Genomic DNA, 24782 nt, shown 5'->3' with positions numbered 1-24782 from the left:
GGCGATGCAACGACGCCCGCCCCTGCTGATCAATACCGCGACCATCGAGTTGTGGCCCGCCGGCCTGCTGCGCGCGCGCAGCAACCTGGACGCGCGCCTGCTGTCACAGGCGCGCTGGGTGCTGCGGCGCAAGCGTGATGGCCGCTATCTGGCGGCCGTACTGCCGCGCGGCGTGCATTCGATGGTGCCACGACTGCCGCGCGAACCCGGGGTCGAGGAAACGCTGGCACTGCTGGACGCAGTGGCAGCTCGGCCATTCGGGGCAGCGCTGGAAGATCAATGGCTTCCGCTGGCCGGGCTGCAGCAGCGCCTGCAGCAGCTGGGCCTGGACGCCCAGCGCTACGCAGACGACAGCGGCCTGCCGCTGGAGGCCGAACCCTGCCTGCTGCATTTCGCCGGTCGTGACCGCTTCGCCCGCCCGCTGTGGCTGCGCCGCGGCGCTGCGCAGGGCTGGCGCCGGATGCGCCTGCACGCTGCACGGGATGGCGTGGCACTGGACGCGATCTCTGGTTTTCGCAGCCATGCCTACCAGCTGGGCATCTTCGAACGGAAGCTGGCACGCGGGCTGGGCGTGGCCGAGATCCTGAAGGTCAATGCCGCGCCGGGCTTCAGCGAACACCACAGCGGCCATGCGCTGGACATCGGTACGCCGGGCGATGCGCCGGCAGAGGAATCCTTCGACGCCACCGATGCGTTTGCCTGGCTGCAGCGCCATGCCGGCGCGCACGGCTTCCAGCTGAGCTACCCGCGTGACAACCCGCACGGCATCGTCTACGAACCCTGGCACTGGTGCTGGAGACCGGCCAACGGCTGAGCCCCTCGTGGCGGCCGCAAGGCGAAATTCATGGCGCTGTCCGGGCGGGTAGGCTGCGCAGGGGACGCCGTAAATCCGTCCCTGGAGGCTTAGCCGCGCCATCCATGGCGCGGATACCCCTGTCCAGCCCACCCGCCCGGCCTCTGACAGTTTCCGTGTGCATCCGCCACGGAATGGAACAAGAGAGCAAAGGCAAAAGCCGGTCGCTTCGCTCGAAGCCTCTGCAACGGATCAGCGCGCGGCTGTTGGGTCCGCCTTCAAGCGAGCCGAGCACCGCAGGTCCGTCGAGGGCGAAGAGGTGCGTGCGATTCTGTAGAGCCGAGCCATGCTCGGCTGCTCTCCGCACCGTCCCTCGACGGGCCGAGGAGCGCAGGGCACCGGTGCGCAGCACCGGCTCGCGGCCGGCGGCGCGTTTCTTTTGGTTACTTTTCTTTTCGCGCGAAAAGAAAAGTAACGCCCATGAACCATCACGATCGCATCAGCATGGATCGAATCGACAGCCCGGCTGCCGTCACCGCCTCAACGCATTGATCGCCAGCAACACCCATCCGGCCATCATGCTGGTGCCGCCGATCGGCGCCATCCGCGTCGGCCACTGCCACAACGCCCCGCCCACCAGGCTGCCGGAAAACAGCAGCACGCCCAGCAGCAGTACGTACAACGCCAGGTGCGCGATCGCCCCCTGCGCACGCGGGCCCAGCGCCACCAGCACCGCACCGTGCGCGAATGCGTACAGCGCTGCCATGTTCAGATGCTGCTGCGCCAACGGATCGGCCACCCCATGCGAGGCATAGGCGGACAGGCCGATCGAGGCGGCGGCCAGCAATGCCCCCAGGCAGGCCAGCAGGGAAGGCTTACGGGCACGGCGTTCGAGATTGAACATGAGGGCTCCTTGCGCAACGCCCTTGCCGGGCGCCAGATGAAAAAAAACGCGCCGCAAGAAGCGGCGCGTTTTCGTGTCCAACACTACATGGGTCAGCCGAGGCTTACTTGACGGCCCAGTAGATGTCGTAGGTACCGTCCTGGGTGAACGACTTGTCGATGCCGTCCTTCCAGGTCTCGTACGGACGGTCGATGACTTCGTTGCCCGAGGTCACGGCCCAGGCACGCAGGCCGTTGCGGGCCACGTCCAGACCCGCCATGTGGCCAGCGTAGGCCGCATGCGCCGAACGGTGCGGAGCAACGTGCACGTACTTGACCGGAGCGCCGCCGTCGATCTTGACGGTCAGCTCTTCAGCGGTGGCACCTTCAGCACCCTTCTTCTTCACCGGCTGGGCGATGTCGAAGGCGTACTTCTCAGCACCGAAGTCGGTGGTGATGATGCGGAACGGGCCGGCGGCTTCAAGGCCATTGGCCTCCATCACGCGCTTGATCCACTCCTGGTTGTCCTTGATGGACTTGGTGATCGTGTCCTGACCGCGGTCCACGTTACCGGCGTTGACGACCAGCAGGTCTTCAGCCGGCACATCGACGATGGCCAGATCGGTCAGCGGCGCTTCCGGCGTGCGGTAGTCGACGTTCGGGACAGTGGCGAGCATGTTGGCCATGCGCGACAGGCCCATCTTGATGTCGTCGCCGATCTGGCGGCTGACATACAGGCCGGCATAACGACCGAACAGGTCGAAGCCGTACTTCACCGAGTAGTCCTGGGTGATCTTGACGTTGCGGCCACCCTTGCCGGTCGGCTCCAGGGTGAAGGTGGTGACCTTGTCGTGACCCTTGGTCGGGTCTTCGATGGCGATCGCAACGCGCTTGTTTTCTTCGGCTTCGGTGATCTTCCAGGAGCCGGTGCCCAGGTCCTTGGAGGTGAAGTCGAGAGTGGCACCGACGCCGGAGGCCGGGCCGGACAGCTTCAGTTCAACGGCGGGATCGCGCAGTACCAGCGGGTTCCAGTCCTTGAAGCGGCGCAGGCTGCTGACCGTGTCGTACACGATCGTCATCTTGCGGTTGGTCTCGATGCTTTCGGTGATGTGACGCTCGCCCGGCAGACATACGCCAATGATGACGAACAGGCCAGCCACGATCCCCAAGGCGATCAGGAACTCGATAATACGGGTCATTCAGAGAGTCTCCGGGGCCGATCCCACGGCCGGGTTGATTGAAGCGAAGCGCCAATCCTAGCAGGCTTCGCGGGCATTGTTTATCGGGATTGGCGCACCGGTTTCCCTGCCGGCTGCGTATTTGTATGGACAAAGAATTCGAAGGGTAACGCATACCGCCACCCGCCAGTAGGGGGCGCGCTTGGCCGGAACCCCCGGCCGTCGCCCAAGTTGTTGTACCGGAACGATTTTCCCTAGACCAGCTGGAGTTCGAACGCCTTCAGTACGGCGCGCGTACGGTCGCGCACACCCAGCTTGGAGAGGATGTTGGACACGTGGTTCTTGATCGTGCCTTCGGCCACGCCCAGCGAGTTGGCGATCTCCTTGTTGGAGAATCCGCTGGCCATCAGCCGCAGGATCTCGGTCTCGCGGTCGGTCAGCGGGTCGGGCCGGTCCAGGCTGACGAACTCGTTGCGCATGTGTTCCAGGCCGGACAGCAGCCGCTGGGTCACCGCCGGCTGCACCAGCGAACCGCCGTCGGCCACGGTGCGGATGGCCCCGACCAGCTGCGCCAGGGTCACGTCCTTGAGCAGGTAGCCCTTGGCACCGGCCTTGAGCCCGGCCAGCACCAGCTGGTCGTCATCGAAGGTGGTGAGGATGATGGTCGGCGGCAGCTGCTCCTGCCGTGACAGCACCTGCAGCGCTTCCAGCCCGGACATCACCGGCATGCGCATGTCCATCAGGACCACATCGGGACGCACCTGCGGGATCAGCTCGACTGCCTGCCGTCCATCGCCGGCCTCGGCCACCACCTCGATGCCATCGTCGAGCGCCAGCAGGGAGCGGATTCCCTGCCGCACCAGGGTTTGGTCATCGACCAGGCAGACGCGAATCATCAACGTACTCCTTCAGGAACCTTGGTAAGGGCGGCCACCAGCACCGTTGCCGGCACCGTCGCCCGCAGGCGGAAGCCTTCGCCGGGACGGGTCTCGACCTGCAGCTGGCCACCACATTGTTGCAGGCGCTCGCGCATGCCGCGCAAGCCATTGCCCACATTGACCATTTCCGCGCCGACGCCGTCGTCGCGTGCCTCCACCACCACCCGGTCCGGCGCTTCACGGTACACCTTGATCCACAGGTGGCGGGCACCGGCGTGGCGCACGGCATTGGTGATGATCTCCTGGGTGCAGCGCAGCAGCACGTGGGCCCGCTGCGGGTCCTCCACGTTCAGGGGATCCTCGATCTCCAGCTGGATGTCCAGCGAGGGCACGTTCTCGGTCAACGGGCGCAGCGCCGCGGCCAGGTCGATGGCACCGGTCTCGCGCAGCTGGCTGACCACCTCGCGCACGTTGCCCAGCAGCAGCTTGGCCAATGCGTGGGAACGCTTCACATGCTCCAGCGCCTGGCCGTCGGCCAGGTGGCCGGCCACTTCCAGGTTCAGGGTCAGCGCGGTCAGCTGGTGGCCCAGCAGGTCATGCAGCTCGCGCGAGATGCGCGTGCGCTCATTGACCCGGGCGCTCTCGGCCAGCAGGGCGCGGGTGGCGCGCAGTTCCGAGTTGAGCCGGCGCTGTTCGTCGCGGGCCTCGGCCTGGCGACGGGCCACCAGCGCGATCACGAACACGAAGCTGGAGAAGCCCATGTAGCCCACCGCCTGCAGCACGGCGATGAACGGCGGGAAGCCCAGCGGCTGGATATAGACCGGCAACACGGCCAGGTTGCTGGCCACCAGCCAGACCACGCCGATGCGCGGCCCCAGCAGCCATGGCAGCAGGCCGGCCACCACCATCAGCAGGATGCTGCCCAGCGCGGTACCGGAGAAATAGCTCACGCCGATCGCGCAGGCGGTCAGCAGGATCAGCGCCGCGTGGTCGAAGAAACCCGGACGGCCCTCGCCCAGCGAGCGGGTCAGCGCCCAGTACACGATGCCGAAAGCCAGGTAGGCCGAGGCCCAGGGAATGATGCGGAAGCCGGCTTCGCCGTCCAGCGTCTCCAGCGTCAGCGAGACAGGATCGATCAGGTAGATCGCAAGCCAAAGGCCGACGGTGCCCCAGGTGAACAACCCGGAGTAGCGCAGCATCGCATTGTGGTTCAGTCGGGCCAGCATCCCTCATCGTAGCCCGTGCACGGCCGCTCCCAAGCGCCGAAAGTCATGCTCGGGCATATCCCCTGTTCATGCCGCAGCCCACCCCGGGCATGCAATAATCGTGCGCAGGGTCCCTTGATGGACCAACCGCGTTACCCCACGGAGTCACAATGTCGATTGTCATCCGCGACGTGCGCGAGCACGAGCTCGATTCCGTCCTGGCTTTGAACAACAACGCTGGCCTGGCCATCCTTCCCCTGGATGCGGCCCGCCTGCGCCTGTTCTACGAAACCGCTGAGTATTTCCGCGTCGCCGAGCGCGACGGCAACCTGGCCGGATTCCTGATCGGCTTCGGCAGCGACAGCCAGCACGACAGCAGCAACTTCGCCTGGTTCAAGCAGCAGCTGGACACCCCGTTCTTCTATATCGACCGCATCGTGGTCGCCAGCCGCCGTCGCGGCGGTGGCGTCGGCCGTGCGTTCTATGCCGACGCCCAGAGCTTCGCCGAGCTGCGCTACCCGCAGATGACCTGCGAGGTCTTCCTCGACCATGGCGCCGATGCCGCCCTGCTCTTCCACGGCAGCTTCGGCTTCCGCGAGCTGGGCCAGAACACCATGGCCCAGGTCGATGTGCGTGCCAGCATGCTGGCCAAGGAACTGTGCAGCTACCCGTGGGTGCAGGAAACCTACCGCGGCAAGCTGCCGGATGTGGCATGGACACGTGCCCGGCAGCTGCCGGCGCAGGCACAGCGGCCGACGGGGACCTGAGCGTGGCGGTGAATTTCGATTACGAACAGGCCGGTGAACTGAAGATCGGCCAGGTGGGCATCGCCAACCTGCGCATCCGTACCCTTGATGTCGAACGCCTCGTGCAGGAAATGCGCGAGCGCGTGACCCGCGCACCGAAGCTGTTCGGCCGCGCTGCGGTGATCCTCGATTTCGGCGGCCTGAGCCAGGTCCCGGACGTGGCCACCGCACAGGCGCTGGTCGACGGCCTGCGCAGCGCGGGCGTGCTGCCGGTGGCACTGGCCTATGGCACCAGCGCGGTCGACCTGCTTTCGCAGCAGCTCGGCCTGCCGTTGCTGGCCAAGTTCCGCGCGCAGTACGAGCGTGCCGAGGCCGAACCGGCCCCGCCGGCGCCCGCACCGGAACCGCGCCGCGCCGTCCGCGCCGAGCCGAAGCCGGCCCCCGCCGCGCCGGTGGCCAAGGTCGCCGATGCCGCCGCGCCGCAGCCGGGCCGCATGCAGCTGGGCAACGTGCGTTCGGGCCAGCAGCTGTACGCGGAAAACTGCGACCTGACCGTGATGGCCACCGTCGGCGCCGGCGCCGAGGTCATCGCCGATGGCAGCATCCATATCTACGGCACCCTGCGCGGCCGCGCGCTGGCAGGAGCCCAGGGCAACACCGCGGCACGCATCTTCTGCCGTGATTTCCATGCGGAACTGGTCGCCATTGCAGGCCATTACAAGGTACTGGACGATGTGCCGGACAACCTGCGCGGCAAGGCCGTGCAGGTATGGCTGGAACAGGACCAGATCAAGATCGCTGCGCTGGACTGACGCAGCACCCAAACAGAATCATCAGGAGAAGTCCTTTGGCTGAAATCATCGTAGTCACCTCCGGCAAGGGCGGCGTCGGCAAGACCACTTCCAGCGCGAGCCTGGCCTGCGGCCTGGCGCGGCGCGGCAAGAAGGTGGCGGTGATCGACTTCGACGTCGGCCTGCGCAACCTCGACCTGATCATGGGCTGCGAACGCCGCGTGGTGTATGACTTCGTCAACGTCGTGCACGGCGAAGCCACCCTCAAGCAGGCCCTGATCAAGGACAAGCGCTTCGACAACCTGTACGTGCTGGCTGCCTCGCAGACCCGCGACAAGGACGCGCTGACCCAGGAAGGCGTGGGCAAGGTCCTGAAGGACCTGGCCGCCGACGGCTTCGACTACATCATCTGCGACTCCCCGGCCGGCATCGAGAAGGGCGCCTTCCTGGCGATGTACTTCGCCGACCGCGCGGTGGTGGTGGTGAACCCGGAAGTGTCTTCGGTGCGCGACTCCGACCGCATCATCGGCCTGCTCGATTCGAAGACCCACAAGGCCGAGTCCGGCCAGGACGTGCCGGCCTTCCTGCTGCTGACCCGCTACACCCCGGTGCGCGTGGAAAGCGGCGAGATGCTGAGCATCGCCGACGTCGAGGAAGTCCTCGGCCTGAAGGCGATCGGCGTGATCCCGGAATCGGGCGACGTGCTCAACGCCTCCAACAAGGGCGAGCCGGTGATCCTGGATGTCGAATCCGCTGCCGGCCAGGCCTATGAAGACGCCGTCGCGCGCATCCTCGGCGAAGAACGCCCGATGCGCTTCACCAACGTCGAGAAGAAGGGCTTCTTCAGCAAGCTGTTCGGAGGGTAAGCATGGGCCTGTTTGATTTCCTCAAAGCGAAGAAGACCACCGCCGAAACCGCCAAGAACCGCCTGCAGATCATCATCGCGCAGGAACGCAGCCACCGCGGTGGCCCGGACTACCTGCCGCTGCTGCAGCGCGAGCTGCTGGAAGTGATCAAGAAGTACGTGAACATCGACGTCGATGCAGTGAAGGTCGACCTGGTGAAGGATGGCCAGCACGACGTGCTGGACATCTCCGTGGCGCTGCCTGAAGGCCCGGACAAACCCTGATGCCCTGCCCCGCCCGTGCCTGCATGGGCGGGGCCGCGTGACCCGCATGACCGATACGACAACCGCCGTGGACATCACCTGCGTGGGCGACATCGCCTTCGCCGATGCGCAGTGCCTGCTCGCCGCGCATGGCCTTCGGCTGCACCACGTGGCCGCCGGTGAACCGATTCCCGGCAGCTACTGGGGCGAACCGGAGGCGGGCATCATCGCCAGCAACGTGTACGTGCGCGATGACACGCCCGTGCATTCGATGCTGCACGAAGCCTGCCACCTGATCGTGCTGCCGCCGGAGCGGCGTGCGCAGGTGCACACCGATGCCACCGACTCGGTGGCCGAGGAAGACGCTACCTGCTACCTGCAGATCGTGCTGGCCGGGCAGCTGCCCGGTGTCGGCAGCGAACGGCTGATGGCCGACATGGATGCATGGGGGTATACGTACCGGCTGGGGTCTACGAAGGCGTGGTTCGAGCAGGACGCGGAAGACGCGAAAGCCTGGTTGATCGAACGCGGCTTGCCGGTGGCGTAAAGCATCGGTAGTGCCGGCCGCTGGCCGGCAACCTCCTGAACCTGTGAAGCATCGCCTGGCTGCCGGCCAGTGGCCGGCACTACCGGAATCACCCCTGCCCGGCCAGCGCGCGCAGAGTGATGCCGACGACGTAGGCCAGATAGGTGCCGGTGGCGTAGCCCATCGTCCCCAGCAGCACGCCGACCGGCGCCAGGGCCGGATGGAACGCCGCCGCCACCACCGGCGCCGAGGCAGGGCCACCGATGTTCGACTGCGAACCGATGGCGAAGTAGAAGAACGGCACCTTCAGCAGCTTGCCCAGGCACCACAGCAGCACGATGTGCACGGCGATCCAGATCAGGCCCAGCAGGAACAGCCACGGGCGGTCCAGCAGCGCCAGCAGATCCATCTGCATGCCGATGCAGGCGATCAGGAAATACAGCAGCAGCGAACCCAGGCGCGAGGCGCCCGCGCCTTCCAGGGTGCGCGCACGGGTGAAACTGAGGCCCAGGCCCAGCGTGGTCGACAGCACCACCACCCACACGAATGGCGCATCCAGGCTGAACTGTGCGGCCCAGCTGACGTTGATCTTGAACCATGCGGCCAGCGGCGCACCGATGGCATGCGCCAGGCCGACGCCACCGAAGGCCACCGCCACGATCAGCATCAGGTCGGTGAGGCTGGGAATGCGCTCGTGCTCGGCCTGGAAGCGCGCGATGCGCTCCTTCAACTCGTCGATGGCCGAGGTATCGGCGCCACTGCGTGCATCAATCTTTGCCGCGCGGCCGGCCAGGAAGATCAGCGCCGCCATCCACACGTAGCCGACGCCGACATCCACCACCGCAAACTGGCCGAAGGTGGTGGCGTTGACGTCGAACACTTCGCGCATCGCCAGCATGTTGGCACCGCCGCCGATCCAGCTGCCGGCCAGCGCAGCCATGCCGGCCCAGGTATCGCCGGCCACGGTGTCGGGATGGATCGCGCGCATCACCAGGAAGGCCACCACCGCGCCGAGCATGATGCTGGCCGAAGCGCCCAGGTACATCAGCACCAGCTTCGGGCCAAGCCGCAGGATGCCCTTGATGTCCACCGCCAGGGTCAGCAGGATCAGCGCCGCCGGCAGCAGGATGTCGCGCGCGATCGGGTTGTAGAGCTTGGTGTTCTGCCCGTCGATCAGGCCGACGGTGTTGTAGATGCCGGGAATCAGGTAGCACAGCAGCAGTGCCGGCACGAAGGTGTAGAAGCGTTTCCACAGGCCCTGCTCGCGCGAGGCGGTCCAGAACACGGCGCCGAGGGTGGCGGCGATCAAACCGAAGACGACGATGTCGTTCTGGATCAGGGCGGTCGAGGGCATGCAGGCGCTCATGTAGAGCCGAGCCATGCTCGGCTGCTGTTGGCGGGAAAAGAAGCTCAGAGCAGCCGAGCATGGCTCGGCTCTACAAAAAACAACAGCGCCGCACCGGGGGGCGGCGCTGGACCGGCTTACTCGCCGATGTGCTGCTTCAGCCAGGCATTGACGGTGTCATGCCACAGGATGCTGTTGTTCGGCTTCAACACCCAGTGGTTCTCGTCCGGGAGGTACAGGAACTTCGATTCGATGCCCTGCCGCTGTGCCGCGGTGAACGCAGCCAGCCCCTGCTCGACCGGAATGCGGAAGTCCTGCTGGCCGTGGATGACCAGGATCGGCTTCTTCCAGTCCGCCACGTGGTTGACCGGGTTGAACTTCTCGTAGTTCGCGGCCTTCTGGTACGGCGTACCGCCCTGCTCCCACTCGGTGAACCACAGTTCTTCGGTGGCGTAACCCATCATGCGCTGGTCGAACACGCCGTCATGGTTGACCAGGCACTTGAACGGGCCGTTCCAGTTGCCGGCGATCCAGTTGACCATGAAGCCACCGTAGCTGGCGCCCAGTGCACAGGCCTTGTCACCGTTGAGGAAGGAATACTTCTTCAGCGCCGCGTCCCAGCCCTTCTGCAGGTCTTCCAGCGGGCGGTCGCCCCAGTGCTGGCTGATCGCATCGGTGAAGGCCTGGCCGTAACCGGTGGAACCGTGGAAGTCGATCATCACCACCGCGTAGCCCTGGCCCGCGTACGTCTGCGGGTTCCAGCGGTAGCTCCAGCCGTTGCCGAAGCTGCCCTGCGGGCCGCCGTGGATCAGGAACGCGACCGGGTAGGACTTGCCTTCCTGGTAGTTGTGCGGCTTGACCACGTAGCCGTGCACGGTGTCGTTGTTCCAGCCCTTGAACTCGAACTGCTCGTAGTCGCCGAAGGACACGTCCTTCAGCACCTCGCCAGCGGCCGGGGTCAGCGCGCGCAGCTCGCCGATCGGCTGGCCAGCGGCCGGCAGCAGGCCGACCAGCACCTGGTCGTTGCTCTTCAGGCTGTTGCGGGTGATCGCCACGCTGTTGCCGGCCACGTCGACCGCGGTCACGCTGCCGTCACCGATCAGCTTGGTGGCCTTGCCGCTGGCCACGTCGATCTGGAACAGCGGGTGTTCGCCGACGTCATCGGCGGTGGTGTAGATGCTGGCGCCATCGGCGGACAGGGCAATGCCACCGGCCGAGCGATCCCACTGCGGGGCGATCTCGCGGGTCTTGCCGCTGGCCAGGTCCATCGCCATCAGGCCGAAGCGGTCGGCCTCGAAGCCCGGGCGCTTCATCGCGCGGTAGAACAGGGTCTTGCCGTCGGCGCTGAACACCGGGCCGGCATCCCAGGCCGGGTTGGACGCGGTCAGGTTGACCGGTGCCTGCTTGCCGGCGGCGTCGAAGCGGTACAGGTCGAAGTTGGTCGACCACGGCTCCTGCTTGCCAGCCACGCGGATGCTGGCCACCACGCTGGCGCCATCCGGCGACCACGCGAAGTCATCATTGCCGCCGAACGGCTTGGACGGTGCATCGCCATCGATGGTCGCGCTCAGCGCCGACGCACCCTTGACCGGACCGGCCTTGGCCGCCGGCAGCGGCGCCACGAACAGGGTGTTGCGGCGGCCGTCATTCCAGGTATCCCAATGGCGCACGAACAGCGAATCGAAGACCTTGCCGCTGGCCTTGGCGTCCTTGTTGTCCTTGAGCTTCTTATCGGTGCAAGCCAGGTCCGAGGCACAGGCCTGGAACACGCCGGCGCTGAACAGCACGCGGTCGTCCTGCGGCGACACGTGGTAGCTGTCCACGTCGACCGCGAAATCGGTCAGCTGGCGCGGGGTGCCACCGCTGATCGGCTGTGCGTACAGCTGCTGGCTGCCGTTCCGGGCGCTGAGGAAGTACACGGTCTGGCCATCGGCCGACAGTGAAGCGGAATTGACGTTCCAGCCAGCCGGGGTGATCTGCTTCGGCGGTGCCGCATCACGGGTGAGCAGGTTGCGTGCGAACAGCGCGGTGGAGGCCTTCAGGTTGGCGTCCACGCTGCGCTTGGCGAACACCACGGTGCCGCCGTCAGCGGTCAGTACCGGTGCGGAGACGCGGTCCATGGCCACCATGTCGCGGACTTCCAGGCCACGGGCAGCGGCAACGCTGGGCAGGGCGGCCAGCAGGCTCAGTGGCAGCAGGGCATGACGCAGTTTCATCGGGGTCTCCGCAGGACGGCAAAAAACCGATGTTAGGCCCGTGCGACCGAGGCTGCCAAGGCCATCGGTCATGGCTGCGTGCGGGCAGCCGCCAGAAACAGCAAACCCCGCCGGGGCGGGGTTTGCGGTAGTGCCGGCCGCTGGCCGGCACTCATGGGCCTTCATGGGTTCTGGGGTTGCCGGCCAGCGGCCGGCACTACCCATCAAACCTGGGGTCAGAGCCTTCCCTGCGGGAAGGGATCCGACCCCCTGCATCACGCCACGGCGCGCTTGCCGGTGCGGTAGATCAGCCAGCCGACCAGGAACAGCACGGCCAGGCCGATCCACTGTGCGCCCGGCAGGTGGAACGGCACGGCCAGCACGTCGGCGCGGCTGCTGACCACGATCGGCACGGCGATGGCGATGCCCATCAGCGCTTCGCCGGTAATCAGGCCGGCAGCGAACAGCACGCCCGGCTTGTGCACGCGGTCGCGGCCTTCTTCGTCATCGGCGCGCACCTTGTGGAAGCGCTCGACCAGGTGGGCAATCAGGCCACCGAGGAAGATCGGCACCATTAGTTCCAGCGGCAGGTAGATACCGATGGCGGCAGCCAGCACCGGCACGCGGAAACGTGCGTTGCGCGACTTCAGCCAGCTGTCGAAGGCGATGATGGCGGCGCCGACCACGGCACCGATGCCGATGAAGGTCCACGGCAGCTCACCACCGAACAGGCCCTTGGCCACCGAGGCCATCAGGTTGGCCTGCGGCGCGGCCAGCGCGTTCGGGTGCAGCTCGGACTTCACGCCGATGCCGTAGGCGGTGGCCAGCAGGTTCAGCACCGGGGCCATGATCAGCGCGCACGAGAACGCACCGATGCCCAGCATCAGCTGCTGCTTCCACGGGGTGGCGCCGACGATGTAGCCGGCCTTGAGGTCCTGCAGGTTGTCACCGCCGACCGCGGCGGCACAGCACACCACCGCGCCGATCATGATCGCGGCCACCGCACCCAGCGGCGCACCGAAGGCACCGACCGGCTGCAGGCCATCCTTGCCCAGCAGCAGCACCAGCACCGCCGAGGCGAACAGGATGGTGGAGATGGTGATGCCCGAGACCGGGTTGTTGGACGAACCGATCAGGCCGGCCAGGTAGGCCGAGACCGAAACGAACAGGAAGCCGGCGACGATCATGATGAGGGTCATCGGGATCGACACATGCCACTGGCCGACGATGGCCTGGTACAGGGCCAGCAGCGGCAGCACGAAGACCACCAGGGCCACCAGCATCCACTTCATCGGCAGGTCGCGCTCGGTGTGCGCCAGTACCGGGCCACCGCTCTTGCGCGCAGCCGCGAAGCCGCTCTTGACGCCGTTCAGCAGCGACTTGCGCAGCGAGATCAGGGTCCAGATGCCACCGATCAGCATCGCGCCGACGCCCAGGTAGCGCATCTTCGCGCCCCAGATGGCGAACGCGGCTTCGGTGGACGAAGCGGTGGCGACCGACGCGGCCAGGGCCGGATCGGTGTTCATGAAGAAGGCCTGGTAGATCGGAATGGCGATGTGCCAGGTCAGGATCGAACCGGACACCACCACGATGCCGACGTTGAGGCCGACGATGTAGCCCACGCCGAGCAGGGCCGGCGACAGGTTGGTGCCGATGAAGGCGGTGATCTTGGAGCTGCCGACGTAGGCCGAAGTGGCCCAGGCATCGGGGATCAGGCGCATGCCGCTTTCGGCAGCCAGCTTGACGAAGGCACCGATCACCGCCGACAGGCCGAGGATCTTCAGGCCCGGGCCGGGGTTTTCACCGGCCTTGAGTACTTCGGCGGCGGCCTTGCCTTCCGGGAACGGCAGCGGGTCTTCGACGATCATCGAACGGCGCAGCGGCACCGAGAACAGCACGCCCAGCAGGCCGCCCAGGCCGGCGATGCCCAGCACCCACCAGTACTTGAAGTCGGGCCAGTAGCCCATGATCACCAGCGCGGGGATGGTGAAGATCACACCGGCGGCGATCGACGAACCGGCCGAAGCACCGGTCTGCACGATGTTGTTTTCAAGGATGGAGCCACCGCCCAGCAGGCGCAGCACGCCCATGGAAATCACCGCGGCGGGAATGGCGGTGGCGATGGTCAGGCCTGCGAACAGACCGAGATAGGCGTTTGCGGCCGACAGCACCACCGCCAGCACGATGGCCAGGGCCACTGCGCGGAAGGTGAGCTGCTTGGGCGCAGCGTCGTGGTTCATGGAAGCCCCTGCTGGCAAAAAATCCTGGTCACGCTAGCGTTCAGGGGGCGTCACGTCCAGTGCGGTTCGGGAGGGTTGCAGCCGGGTCGCCGGTGGGATAGTCGCTTTTGACCAAACTCGGCCAACGCATCAAGCTCATCAGGCACATATCCCAATGGGCTGCCGGGTACCGGATACCGCGGCCCCCTGCCCCACATGGGCAGGCCAGCCACCGCTGCAGCATTCCAGCCAACATCGTTTGAAGTGTCTCGACTCCCCATGCATCGTGTTCACGATCCAAATGCTGTCGCCGAGCCGACCTATGAAAAACACACTTCGTATGCGCCCGATCAAGGGGCCGGTCATGGCCATCGTGACCTTGCTCTGCTCGATGCCCCTTTGTGATCACGCATCGGCCTGGAGTCGCGTTGGCGCGATCGAGGTCACTGACCACGCCGGCAGACCCTGTTTCGGGCTTCCCAGGAAAGAGCGCAAGCGTATCGGTGAGACTCCTCAGGTGTTTGGTGTGGAGGTGTATGACGCGATTACTCCACCGCTGCGGCGGCTATGGTCTTTCGACTTTTCCTATCCCGCGTCACTCCCGCTTCCACCCGGCGCTTGCGTCCTCTATGGAGAAGTGCCAGCCAACGCCGCTGCAGGGCAAGCGGCCATGACGCTGCAGTCTGGGCGCCTGTATGAGGTCACGATGTCGGCCACCAGAACGGGCGCCACCCGGTTCTATAGCGCCCGATTCTGCGTGAAGGCGAACGCCGATGGCAGCCTGCGGGCGATCCAGGTCCGCTACGACGACGCTCTGGGCTGGAGTCCTGCGGTCTGCCTGCCCTGAGCTGATGGACGCGCTCGTCGGCATCTCTCAGCGCCTGCTGGAAACGGGCAATTGTTATGTTATATCCTGTCACGCCGAACGAACATCGTACGTGGCTTCTCCTTCCTCCCCTCGGCTGGCCTCCATCGACCAGCTGCGCGGCACCGTCATGCTGCTGATGCTGCTCGACCACGTGCGCGAGACCTTTTTCCTGCAGCACCAGGTCGGCGACCCGATGGATGCGGCCAGCGTATCCCCTGCCCTGTTCGCTTGCCGCCTGCTGGCCCATCTGTGCGCCCCGGTGTTCGTGCTGCTCACAGGCCTGTCGGCGTGGCTGTATGGCCAGCGCCAGGCCGACCCGCGCCGCGCGATCGCCGCCTTCCTGCTCAAGCGCGGCCTGTTCCTGGTGGTGCTGGAACTGACCCTGGTCAACTTCGCCTGGACCTTCCAGTTCCCGCCGGACACGCTGTACCTGCAGGTGATCTGGGCCATTGGCCTGAGCATGATCGCGCTGGCCGGCCTGCTGTGGCTGCCGCGCCCGGCGCTGCTGGTGCTGGGCGTGCTGCTGGTGGCCGGCCATAACCTGTTCGATGGCGTGCGCGTGGAAGGCGACGGCGTGCTGGCCGTGCTGTGGAAAGTGCTGCACCAGCGCGACTGGATCGACACCGGCGTCGTGCGCCTGCGCACGTCCTACCCGGTACTGCCGTGGATCGGGGTGATCGTGCTGGGCTACCTGATGGGGCCGTGGTTCGCGCGCGACCGCGACCCGGCGCAGCGCCAGCGCTGGCTGCTGTGGGCAGGCCTCAGCGTGCTGGCCCTGTTCGCGCTGCTGCGGTTCGCCAACCAGTATGGGGATGCCCCGTGGCAGTACCAGACCAGCACGCTGCGCACGTGGATGAGCGTGTTCAACATCACCAAGTACCCGCCGTCATTGCAGTTCCTGCTGCTGACCCTGGGCGTGGGCCTGTTGCTGCTGCGCTTGTACGAATGGCCGCCAGTGGCCCGCGCCCTGCGCCCGCTGGCCGACATCGGAGCGGCGCCGATGTTCTTCTACCTGCTGCACCTGTACGTGCTGAAGCTGCTGTACGTGGCTGCGCTGGCTACGTGGGGCCCCACCCACGGCAGCCTGTACGCGCTGGATTCGGTGGCCGGCCTGCTGCTGGTGGCCTGCGCGCTGGCGGTGGCGATGTACCCGCCGACGCTGCTGTTCGGCCGGTTCAAGGCCCGCCGCCGCGACCTGGCTTGGCTGCGCTACCTGTAGGCCGTCAATCGGGCGGCCATCCACGCGTGGCGTGGAGCTACTGAAGGCTGGCGGGGCGCTACCGGGCGCGGGCACGGCTGCAGGCCTATAATCGCGCCCTTTCCGCTGTTCCCGCCGTCGATGACCGTTGCCGCTACCGCCTCCGACGACTTCCTGGGCCATCCCAAGGGCGTCTACGTCTGCTTCTTCACCGAGATGTGGGAGCGCTTCTCCTTCTACGGCATGAAGGCGCTGCTGCTGCTCTACCTCACCAAGTACCACCTGTTCGGCGACAAGGCCGGGCTGGACCTGCTCGGCGCCTACGGCGGGCTGGTTTACTGCATCCCGGTGTTCGGCGGCATGCTGGCCGACCGCTGGCTGGGCATGCGCCGGGCGGTGCTGTTCGGCGGCATCCTGCTGGTGCTCGGCCACCTGGGCATGGCCTTCGAGGGCCATGCCGCGTACCGGGTGAACGGCGAAGTGGTGCGCGACACCTCGGCGCTGGCGGTGACCTACCTGTCGCTGGCGCTGATCATCATGGGCGTGGGCTTCCTGAAGCCGAACATCTCGACCATCGTCGGCAAGCTCTACGCCAAGGACGACCCGCGCCGTGACTCGGGCTTCTCGCTGTTCTACGCCGGCATCAACCTGGGCGCGCTGTTCTCCTCGCTGGTGTGCGGCTTCCTCGGTGAGGCCTACGGCTGGAAGTACGGCTTCGGCGCCGCCGGCATCGGCATGCTGGCCGGCCTGGCGATGTTCCTGTGGGGCCAGAAATACCTGCAGGGCCATGCCGAACCGCCGCAGCCGGCCGCGCTGAGGCAGAAGGTGCTGGGCCTGCCCCGCGAATGGCTCATCTATCTGTGCGCGGTGCTCGGTGTGCTGCCGGTGGCGTGGCTGATGTGGGCCGCCGGCAACGGCGCCTTCGCGCTGGGCGGTGAAATCAGCCTGGCGCTGATGCTGATGCTGGTGGTGCTGGGCGGCGTGCTGGTCTGGTTCGCCTGGTTCACCGGCACGAAGTGCACGCCGGTACAGCGCCAGCAGATGATCGCGCTGATGGTGCTGATCTTCATGGCGCTGGTGTTCTTCACGATGTACGAGCAGTCGTATGGCTCGTGGGTGACCTTCACCGACCGCCTGCTGACCAAGGACATCGTGCCGTCGCTGGTAATCACCGGCGGCACCCCGTTGCCGTGGTCGATCATCTCGCTGCTGCTGGCACCGCTGGGCTTCGTGGTCAGCGCGCGGTTGTCCGAGCGGCGCCCCGGTTCGGCCGCACCACGTGCGTTCTTCATCGGCATCGTGGCACTGATGCTGGTGCTGCTGGTGCGCGACTGCCTGGTGATTCCGCAGACCGCCGGTTCGCTGACCTACCTCGGCGGCCTGTTCCTGGTGCTGCTGGCACCGGCCTTCGCCGCGTTGTGGACGTGGATGGACCGCCGCGGCTGGGAGCCGGGCAAGCCGGTGAAGTCGGCATGGGGCCTGGTGATCGGTGCGCTGTCGTTCGTGCCGCTGGCGCTGGCGGCGCAGCAGGTCGGCGCCACCGGTGAGATGGCCAGCGTGTGGTGGCTGGTGCTGGCTTACTTCCTGCTGGCCAGCGGCGAGATGTGCCTGTCGCCGGTCGGCCTTTCCGCCGTGACCCAGCTGGCCGTGCCTCGGGTGATGAGCCTGATGATGGGCACCTGGTTCCTGGCCACCGCATTCTCGGAAACGCTGGCGGCGCTGTTCGGCAAGCTGGCGGCCATCGATGTGCCGGAAGGCGAATCACTCGACATGGTGGCTGCCGCCGGTGCCTACGCACACCTGTTCTGGCTGCTGATGTGGATTGGCCTGGGCTGTGCGTTGGCCGCCTTCATCGCTGCGCCGCTGCTGAAGCGGATGATGCACGGGGTGAAGTAAGGCCCCGTGCAGCGGCGCCCGCTCAGGGCGCCTTGGCCTTTTCCACTGATGCTGCAACCTGGGCGTTCGCCCCGCCCAGGTGCTTCGACAGGAACGCCAGCAGGCGCGTGTAGTAGTCGCGCTGGCTGGCTTCGCCGTAGAAGCCATGCCCTTCGCGCGGGTAGTACACCGCTTCCACCGGCACCCCGGCCTGCTTCAGGGCCGCTTCCATCCGCTGCGTGTGCTGCACCGGCGCACGCGTGTCTTCGCGCCCGGCCGCCAGCAGCACCGGCACCGTGATCCGGGCCGCCAGGTTCACCGGCGAGACCGCTGCCAGCGCCGCGGGATCGCCGAGCCACTCATTCAGGTAGTTCACGCCCGAAGTGCGGTCCTGGATATCACCGCGCTTGAACATCAGCGGCAGGTCGTACACGCCCACATAGCCTGCGGCGCACCGGTACAACGCCGGCTCACGCACGGCGCCCATCATGGCCGAGTACGCGCCGTAGCTGGCGCCATAGATGCAGATGCGCTGCGGGTCGGCGATGCCTTCGGCAATGGCCCAGCGGGTGGCGTCGGTCACGTCATCCTGCATGGCCTGGCCCCATTGCTTGGCCGCAGCCTGGGTGTGGGCGCGACCATAGTTGCCCGACCCGCGGAAATTGACCTGCAGCACCGCATAGCCGGCTGCAGCTAGCAGCTGGTTGTCCCGCTCGAAGCCACCATCATCGAATTCACCGATGGGCCCGCCGTGCGGCATCACCACCATCGGCAGGCGGCGGCCGTCACTGCTTTTGGGTACGGTCAGGAAGCCGTGCAACGGCAGGCCATCGCGCGCAGCCAGGGCGATCGGACGCACGCTGGCGGCTCCGTCGCGGTCGAACCAGCGCTGGCGCGCGGTCAGGAACGCCGCTTCCCGGGTGGCGGTATTGAACATGAACCAGTCGCCGGGATTGCCGCCCGAACTGACCTTGACCAGGATGCGCGCGTTGTCACGGGTGGCCGACAGCAGGCTGACCCGCTGCCCGGGGAAAGCCTTCTCAAGCATGCGCTGGATCCGCGCGGTGGGCGACTGCTCGTCGAAGAACGCGCTGCGCGCGGTCGCTCCCACGAACTGCACGCCGACCGGCACACGGCTGCCCGGCTGGTAGATGATCGAGGCCGGGTCGACCACTGCGTCGCGCAGCAGGGTTCGCCGCTCGTCGGTCTGTGGATTCCAGCTGACCACCGCATCCGGGCCGGTGGACTGTTCGACGATGAGGTAGGCCAGGTGGTTGTCGGCGGAAAAACCGATGGGGCGTTCGATGCGGTGGCTGCTGCCCTCGTCGTTGAGCAGGGTCCAGCGCCCATCGTCCTGCCGGTAGTAGAGCTTGTTGATGTTGTCCGCGGCGGCGCCGCGGGCAAAGCGCAGCACGCCGGCGTTGTCGGTGGTGAACGTTGCGCGCTGCACCGGCGAGCGCGAGACCAGCACGCGGCGGCCGGTGATGACGTCCATCCGCTCAAGCCGCGCGCTGGTGTCGTTGGCGAACGGCCACAGCGAGATCAGTACGTTGCGCTCGTCTCCGGCCAGCGGATCGGCGAGGAACGCCGCCACCGGCTCGACCACACGGCCGCTGACCAGGCCAGGCTCATCCGGCCGCGCGCGGTAACCGACCAGAAGATCCCCCCGCTTGCCATCGGCATCCATCGCGTAGAGCTCGCCGGTGGAGCGCGGCACATCCAGCGCCCCCCACTTCTCGGCCAGCCCGATCAGCAGGCGATTGTCGCTCACCCAATCGACGCTGTTGGCGTGGTTGTTGCGCGGCGGCCGGAAATTGCCGACCAGTTCCATTGTGCGGGTGCGCAGCACGGCCACCGCCGTTGCCCCTTCCAGAGGCAGGGTCATGGCCAGGTACTCGCCGGTGGGCGAAAGCTGGATGTCGTTGAACTCGGCGCGCCGCAGGTAGTCGTCCAGCGCGATCTCGGCTGCGCGCGCGTGGCTGGCACCGCACAGCAACAGCAGGACGGCGAGCAGCATTACATGCTTCATGGTGTCCCCTTTCTGACCGGGCAGCCTGGCTGCCCGGCATGCCGAAGCGCGCGTCCAACGCGCGCCGATGCAGTTACGGTGCCTTGCCGCTGCCGGCCGGTGCTGCTTCGCCGGCGGTGGCCCCACCCAGGCTGCGCGACAGGAAGGCCAGCAGCCTGCTGTAGTAGGTGCGCTGGTTGGCCAGGTTGTAGAAGCCATGCCCTTCGTTCTTGACGTACAGGCTCTCCACCGGCGATCCGGCCTTCTTCAACGCCGCCTCCATGCGCTCGCTGTGCACGATCGGTGCACGCTGGTCCTGGCCCCCTGCGGCCAGGAATACCGGCACGCGCACTTGCCCGGCCAGGTTCACCGGCGAGCGCTCTGCCAGCTCATTGGGCGATCCCAGCCAGTTGCGCAGGTAGGCCAGGCCTGATTCATCGCTCTGGATATCGCCCCGGGCATACATCAGCGGCAAGTCGTAGATGCCGACATAACCGGCCGCACACTGGTAGAGACCCGGCTCGCGCACCGCGCCCATCATCGCCGCATAGGCGCCGTAGCTGGCGCCGTAGATGCAGATGCGGTCCTTGTCGGCCACGCCCTGTTCGATGGCCCAGCGCGTGGCATCGGTGACGTCATCCTGCATCGACAGCCCCCATTGCTTGCGCGCTGCCTGCATGTGCGCCCGGCCATAGCCGGAAGAACCGCGGAAATTGACCTGCAGCACCGCGTATCCGGCCGCTGCCAGCATCTGGGTCTCGGCCTCGTAGGCGCCCTGGTCGGAAACACCGATCGGCCCACCGTGCGGCAGCACCACCATCGGCAGCGCACGCGCCTGGCGCCCGTGCGGGACCGTAAGGAAGCCATGCAGCGGGCGACCATCGCGTGCCTTGACGCTGATCGGGCGGACCTCGGCGGTCAGCGCCGGGTCGACCCAGTCGCTGCGGCTGATCAGGTGCCGGGCGCTCTTGCCCACCGTGTCATACAGATAGAAGTCACCCGGATTGCGGCCTGACCAGCTCTCCACCAGCACGGTCCTGCCATCGCGCGTGCTGGAGGTGATGTAGACCGGCCCTCCCAGGCCCGCTTCAAGGCTGCGGTAGAGGCGTGCTTCGTCCGAGGCGTCATCGAAGAACGCCGTTCGCGGCGCGCCGCCAAGGAACAGCGCCCCCACCGGCACGCGGCTGCCCGGGCGGCGGATGATGCGTGACGGATCGGCGGTCTCATCGCGCAGCACGGTGCGCCGCTCATTGCTCTGCGGGTCCCAGCTGACAATCGCGTCGGGCCCTTCCGCCTGCTCGACCTGCAGATAGGCCAGGCGACCATCGGCCGAGAAACCGAGCGGCACTTCGATGCGCTTGCTCAGGGCCTCGTCGTTGAGCAGGATCCACTCGCTGTTGCTGCCCGCCCGGTAGTAGAGCTTCTGCGTTCCATCGGTGACGGCAGCGCGCGCGAAACGCACCTCGCCCTGCTCATCGGTGGTGAAGTGCGCATCGGCAACAGGCGCGCGCGCCACCGCGTTGCGGCGACCGGTCATCACGTCCATGCGTTCGATCTGCGCATGCGAGTTGCCGACGAAGGGAACCACAGTGACCAGCACGTTGCGGTCGTCGTCCTTCAGTTCGTCGCTGAGGTACGCAGCGACCATGCCCGCCGGCTTGACCTTGATGTTGGTACCCAGGCTCTGGTCGGCAACCCGGTACCCGACCAGCAGCTCACCGCCCTTGCCGTTGGCATTGATGCCGAACAGCTCGCCGGTCGGCGTGGGCCGGTCCAGCAGCCCGAGTTTCTGCGCCATGCCCACCAGCAACCGCTCGTTGCTGACCCAGTCGAAGGTATGGGCATGGTCGTTGCGTGGCGGACGGAAGCTGCCGACCATCTTCATGTCGGCAATGCGATAGATCGCCAGTGCCGTCCCGGCTTCCAGCGGTACCGTGGCGGCAACGTACTCTCCGCCCGGCGAAATCTTGATGTCGGTGAACGATTCCTGCCGCAGGAAACGATCCAGATCCAGCGTCGCCGCCGCTGCCCCGCCCGATACAGCCCCCAGCACCACAGCCAGCACAATCCTGCGCATCCTTCCCCCATGGAAAACCGGACAGCCTGTCCGGATACGCGATTCTAGGCACGTACATGCGGCGGATGCCACAGGGGCAAAAAAAAACGACGGCACCTTTGCCGGTGCCGTCGTTACCACTACCTTGGAGAGAGAGTCAGGACGTGGGTTCGGGGGGCGTGCGCCGGGTCAATGGACCCCGCGCACCGCCAACGTGAGGGCCAGGATGCTGAGGATCACGGCGATGGTGCCGTCCAGCACGCGCCAGGTACTGGGCTTGGTGAACAGCGGCGCCAGCAGGCGCGCGCCCAGGCCCTGCGCGGTCAGCCACAGGCAGCTGGCGGTGACCACGCCGGCGGCGAACGCCATGCGGGCATTGCCGAAGTTCTCGGCAATCGAGCCGATCACCATCATGTCCAGCCAGAAGTGCGGGTTGATCAGCGAGAAACCGACCGCGGCCATCAGTACCGCACGGCGGCTGCCGTCATCGCTGTCAGCCTCGCCCATGCCGCCGCCTCCGGCGATCGCACGGCGTGCCGACTTCATCGCATACCAGGCCAGGAACGCCACGCCGGTCCACAGCACAGCGGTGGTCAGCCACGGCAGCGCCGAGGTGAGCGTGCGCAGGCCGGCCACGCTGGCGAAGATGAAGATGGCATCGATGGCCGCGCAGGTGGCAACCACCGGCACGATGTGCTTGCGCAGGATGCCCTGGCGCAGAATGAAGGCGCTCTGGGCCCCGACCACGGCGAACAGGCCGATGCCGGTAGCTGCACCAGAGAACCAGGCACCGAGGCCGGTGCTGGCGGAGATGACCGAGAACATGGGATGGACTGCCTTGTATTGCTTGGGGGGACGGTGCCTCGCGAAGGCGGACAGCACCGGAACGGGCGCCATTGTCGCGCCGCAACATGAAAAAGACGAGCTAAACTTCCTAAACCAACATTAGCGGAACTTAATTCGATGCGTATCGACCATGCCCAGCTGCGCGCCTTGGCCGCGGTGATCCGCGAAGGCAGCTTCGACCGCGCCGCACAGTCGCTGAATGTCACCCCTTCGGCCATCTCGCAGCGGGTCAAGGCGCTGGAGGACCGGGTCGGCCGCCTGCTGGTCAAGCGCGGCACCCCGGCCACCGCCACCGCCGAGGGCCAGGTACTGGTGCAGCTGGCCGAACAGACCGCCCTGCTCGAACACGACGCGCTGCACCGGATGGGCCTGGCCGACGAGGACCTGCCCCAGGCCAGCATTCCGGTGGCGGTGAACCACGACAGCCTGGAGACCTGGTTCCCGCAGGCCGCCTCGCAGTTCGCGCAGAGCACCGGCACCACCCTGGACCTGCGCGTGGAGGACCAGGACCACACCGTGGAACTGCTGCGCCAGGGCACGGTGCTGGGCGCGGTGACCACCCTGGACGAGCCGGTGCAGGGCTGCCAGATCCACGCGCTGGGCAGCATCCGCTACGCCGCGACCTGCACCCCGGAGTTCCGCGAGCGCCACTTCGCCAAGGGCGTGACCGCGCAGGCACTGGCGCAGGCGCCGGTGCTGGTGTTCAACCGCAAGGATGAGATGCAGTCGCGCTTTGCCCGGCGCATGGCCGGCGACGACCTGCCGAGCACCGCGCCGACCTGGTGGATTCCCTCCACCCGCGCCTTCGTGCAGGCCAACCTGGGCGGCATGGGCTGGACCATGAACCCGCTGCCGCTGGTCAAGCGGCATCTGGACGCCGGCCGCCTGGTCTACGTGCGGCAGCGCGCGTGGGAAGACGTGCCGCTGTACTGGCAGCACTGGAAGGGTGACGTGCAGACCATGGCGCTGCTGACCCGCGCGGTGCTGGACGCCTCCTCGGCGCTGATCCGGCGCAAGCGCTGAGCGGCGCTCCATGCAATCTCCACGCGTCCTCCACACCGGGTCCATGCGCGATGCGGATACTGGCGGGCCGTTCATTGCAAGGATGCCCCGCATGCCCCTCTCCGTGCGCGATGCCCGCCCCGACGATGCCGCCGCGTGCATCGACCTGCGCGGGCGTACCCGCGAGAACGCCTTCAGTGCCGCGCAGCTGGCGGAGCTGGGCATTACCGCGGAAAGCTGGGCGGCCGGCATCGCCCACGGCGAATCGATCGGCCGCATCGCCTGGGAAGGCGAGCGCATGGTGGGCTACTGCTTCGCCGACCGCGCCAGCGGCGAGGTGCTAGTGCTGGCGCTGCTGCCGGACTACGAGGGCCGTGGCATCGGCCGCCAGCTGCTGCAGGAGGTGGTCAGCCTGACCCGCGATGCCGGCCACCAACGCTTGTTCCTGGCCTGCTCGGCCGATCCGCGCTCACGCTCGCATGGCTTCTACCGCCGCCTGGGCTGGCGCCCCACCGGTGAGCTCGATGAGGCCGGTGACGAGATCCTGGAACTGCGCTGAAGCCGGGCACGGCCGGATGATCGGGCCGCATTGACCCGGCGCCGCATCGCTGGGCGCGGCAATCAGTCTGCGTCGAGCACGCGCAGCTGCGCCTGCACCACCTGCGCTTCGGTACTGCCTGCACCGGGCGTCAGGTTCACCGAAAGCTGCAGGGTCACATCCATTGGGCGCAACGCGAACCGGGTCAGTTCCTGCGGCTTGATCGGAAAACCGATGCGCAGGGACTGGCCCGCACGCAGCTCCTGCATCTGATCCCGCAGCGCAGCGGCGGCCATGCCACTGCGCAGGGCGGTCGTCTTCCCCGAGTGGTTGTCCTTCACCTTCACCGAAGGACCACGACTGCGGATGTACTCCAGCGGCAATGACACCGGCTCACTGCCGCTGTTGCGCAGCTCCAGCTCGACATTGAGCGTCTGCCCACGGAAACGGCACTGGGCATCGTCCACGCAGCGCGCATGAAGTTCGATCACGGGAGGCAGCTCCTTGCTATGGGCCGGCAGCGCG

The 24782-nt window shown here is 66.9% G+C and carries 22 protein-coding genes; 11 read left to right on the top strand and 11 right to left on the bottom strand.

Translation table 11 applies throughout. The features are described from left to right. Positions 1-4: 4 nt before the first annotated feature. Positions 5-814, top strand: a complete 810-nt coding sequence (locus tag VN11_RS06010) for a M15 family metallopeptidase (protein WP_053449105.1) — start codon at positions 5-7, stop codon at positions 812-814. A gap of 511 nt (positions 815-1325) precedes the next feature. Here VN11_RS06010 and VN11_RS06005 read toward each other — a convergent pair. From VN11_RS06005 to VN11_RS05990, 4 genes are all read right to left on the bottom strand, one after another. Beyond that, entirely contained in the window at positions 1326-1697 is a 372-nt protein-coding gene (locus tag VN11_RS06005) for a DUF423 domain-containing protein (protein WP_019659313.1), read from the bottom strand. A 103-nt stretch (positions 1698-1800) separates the two neighbouring features. After that, positions 1801-2874, bottom strand: a complete 1074-nt coding sequence (locus VN11_RS06000; protein ID WP_053449104.1) for an SRPBCC family protein — start codon at positions 2872-2874, stop codon at positions 1801-1803. Positions 2875-3107: 233 nt separating this feature from the next. Then, complete coding sequence (locus tag VN11_RS05995) at positions 3108-3749, bottom strand: response regulator (protein ID WP_006424175.1); 642 nt, start codon at positions 3747-3749, stop codon at positions 3108-3110. Next, on the bottom strand, positions 3749-4957 hold the full coding sequence (locus VN11_RS05990) for a sensor histidine kinase (RefSeq protein WP_053449103.1): 1209 nt from the start codon (positions 4955-4957) through the stop codon (positions 3749-3751). Before VN11_RS05990 ends, VN11_RS05995 begins: the two co-directional genes overlap by 1 nt. Positions 4958-5106: 149 nt before the next feature. Between VN11_RS05990 and VN11_RS05985 the strand changes: the two genes are divergently transcribed. Genes VN11_RS05985 through VN11_RS05965 form a run of 5 tightly spaced genes read left to right on the top strand, consistent with a single transcriptional unit; the run spans position 5107 to position 8128 of the window. Continuing rightward, complete coding sequence (locus tag VN11_RS05985) at positions 5107-5703, top strand: GNAT family N-acetyltransferase (RefSeq protein ID WP_008267255.1); 597 nt, start codon at positions 5107-5109, stop codon at positions 5701-5703. After that, positions 5649-6494 (top strand): septum site-determining protein MinC, encoded by an 846-nt coding sequence (minC, locus tag VN11_RS05980; RefSeq protein WP_053449102.1) that lies wholly within the window; start codon positions 5649-5651, stop codon positions 6492-6494. The genes VN11_RS05985 and minC overlap by 55 nt, the downstream gene beginning before the upstream one ends. Before the next feature lie 35 nt (positions 6495-6529). Beyond that, entirely contained in the window at positions 6530-7339 is an 810-nt protein-coding gene (minD, locus tag VN11_RS05975; RefSeq protein WP_006424120.1) for a septum site-determining protein MinD, read from the top strand. A gap of 2 nt (positions 7340-7341) precedes the next feature. Further along, on the top strand, positions 7342-7602 hold the full coding sequence (gene minE, locus VN11_RS05970) for a cell division topological specificity factor MinE (RefSeq protein ID WP_005408532.1): 261 nt from the start codon (positions 7342-7344) through the stop codon (positions 7600-7602). A 46-nt stretch (positions 7603-7648) separates the two neighbouring features. Beyond that, positions 7649-8128 (top strand): hypothetical protein, encoded by a 480-nt coding sequence (locus VN11_RS05965; RefSeq protein WP_053449101.1) that lies wholly within the window; start codon positions 7649-7651, stop codon positions 8126-8128. Positions 8129-8216: 88 nt separating this feature from the next. Here VN11_RS05965 and VN11_RS05960 read toward each other — a convergent pair whose 3' ends face one another. From VN11_RS05960 to VN11_RS05950, 3 genes are all read right to left on the bottom strand, one after another. After that, the gene (locus VN11_RS05960; protein ID WP_053510205.1) at positions 8217-9461 is read right to left on the bottom strand and encodes a DUF819 domain-containing protein; all 1245 of its coding nucleotides are present in this window, start codon (positions 9459-9461) and stop codon (positions 8217-8219) included. A gap of 128 nt (positions 9462-9589) precedes the next feature. Next, complete coding sequence (locus tag VN11_RS05955; protein ID WP_053449099.1) at positions 9590-11668, bottom strand: alpha/beta hydrolase family protein; 2079 nt, start codon at positions 11666-11668, stop codon at positions 9590-9592. Between the two features lie 254 nt (positions 11669-11922). Then, entirely contained in the window at positions 11923-13887 is a 1965-nt protein-coding gene (locus VN11_RS05950; protein WP_006424097.1) for an OPT family oligopeptide transporter, read from the bottom strand. Positions 13888-14230: 343 nt separating this feature from the next. Between VN11_RS05950 and VN11_RS05945 the strand changes: the two genes are divergently transcribed. The 3 genes from VN11_RS05945 to VN11_RS05935 all read left to right on the top strand — a co-directional run bounded on the left by VN11_RS05945 (position 14231) and on the right by VN11_RS05935 (position 17828). Continuing rightward, on the top strand, positions 14231-14713 hold the full coding sequence (locus tag VN11_RS05945; protein WP_230078939.1) for a hypothetical protein: 483 nt from the start codon (positions 14231-14233) through the stop codon (positions 14711-14713). A 91-nt stretch (positions 14714-14804) separates the two neighbouring features. Continuing rightward, positions 14805-15953, top strand: a complete 1149-nt coding sequence (locus tag VN11_RS05940) for a DUF1624 domain-containing protein (protein ID WP_053449098.1) — start codon at positions 14805-14807, stop codon at positions 15951-15953. Between the two features lie 120 nt (positions 15954-16073). After that, positions 16074-17828: a peptide MFS transporter gene (locus VN11_RS05935; RefSeq protein ID WP_053449097.1), complete on the top strand. Its 1755-nt coding sequence runs from the start codon at positions 16074-16076 to the stop codon at positions 17826-17828. Positions 17829-17850: 22 nt separating this feature from the next. Here the strand turns inward: VN11_RS05935 and VN11_RS05930 are convergent, their stop codons facing one another. The 3 genes from VN11_RS05930 to VN11_RS05920 all read right to left on the bottom strand — a co-directional run bounded on the left by VN11_RS05930 (position 17851) and on the right by VN11_RS05920 (position 22696). Beyond that, positions 17851-19836 carry an alpha/beta hydrolase family protein gene (locus VN11_RS05930; protein ID WP_053449096.1) on the bottom strand — a complete coding sequence of 662 codons (1986 nt, stop codon included), beginning with the start codon at positions 19834-19836 and terminating at the stop codon, positions 17851-17853. A 73-nt stretch (positions 19837-19909) separates the two neighbouring features. Further along, on the bottom strand, positions 19910-21892 hold the full coding sequence (locus VN11_RS05925) for an alpha/beta hydrolase family protein (RefSeq protein ID WP_053449095.1): 1983 nt from the start codon (positions 21890-21892) through the stop codon (positions 19910-19912). 168 nt (positions 21893-22060) lie between these two features. Next, on the bottom strand, positions 22061-22696 hold the full coding sequence (locus VN11_RS05920; protein ID WP_005408523.1) for a LysE/ArgO family amino acid transporter: 636 nt from the start codon (positions 22694-22696) through the stop codon (positions 22061-22063). 138 nt (positions 22697-22834) lie between these two features. On the opposite strand from VN11_RS05920, the gene VN11_RS05915 reads away from it, so the two are divergent. Next, positions 22835-23740, top strand: a complete 906-nt coding sequence (locus tag VN11_RS05915; RefSeq protein WP_006424060.1) for a LysR family transcriptional regulator ArgP — start codon at positions 22835-22837, stop codon at positions 23738-23740. 91 nt (positions 23741-23831) lie between these two features. Next, entirely contained in the window at positions 23832-24278 is a 447-nt protein-coding gene (locus tag VN11_RS05910) for a GNAT family N-acetyltransferase (RefSeq protein WP_053449094.1), read from the top strand. A 62-nt stretch (positions 24279-24340) separates the two neighbouring features. On the opposite strand, the gene VN11_RS05905 is transcribed toward VN11_RS05910, so the two are convergent. Next, positions 24341-24748: a hypothetical protein gene (locus tag VN11_RS05905; RefSeq protein ID WP_148564940.1), complete on the bottom strand. Its 408-nt coding sequence runs from the start codon at positions 24746-24748 to the stop codon at positions 24341-24343. Positions 24749-24782 lie beyond the last annotated feature (34 nt).

The sequence above is a fragment of the Stenotrophomonas maltophilia genome, assembly GCF_001274595.1.
Lineage (GTDB): Bacteria > Pseudomonadota > Gammaproteobacteria > Xanthomonadales > Xanthomonadaceae > Stenotrophomonas > Stenotrophomonas forensis.
Note: the sequence above shows the minus strand (reverse complement) of the source record. Positions and strands in the feature narration are given on the sequence as shown.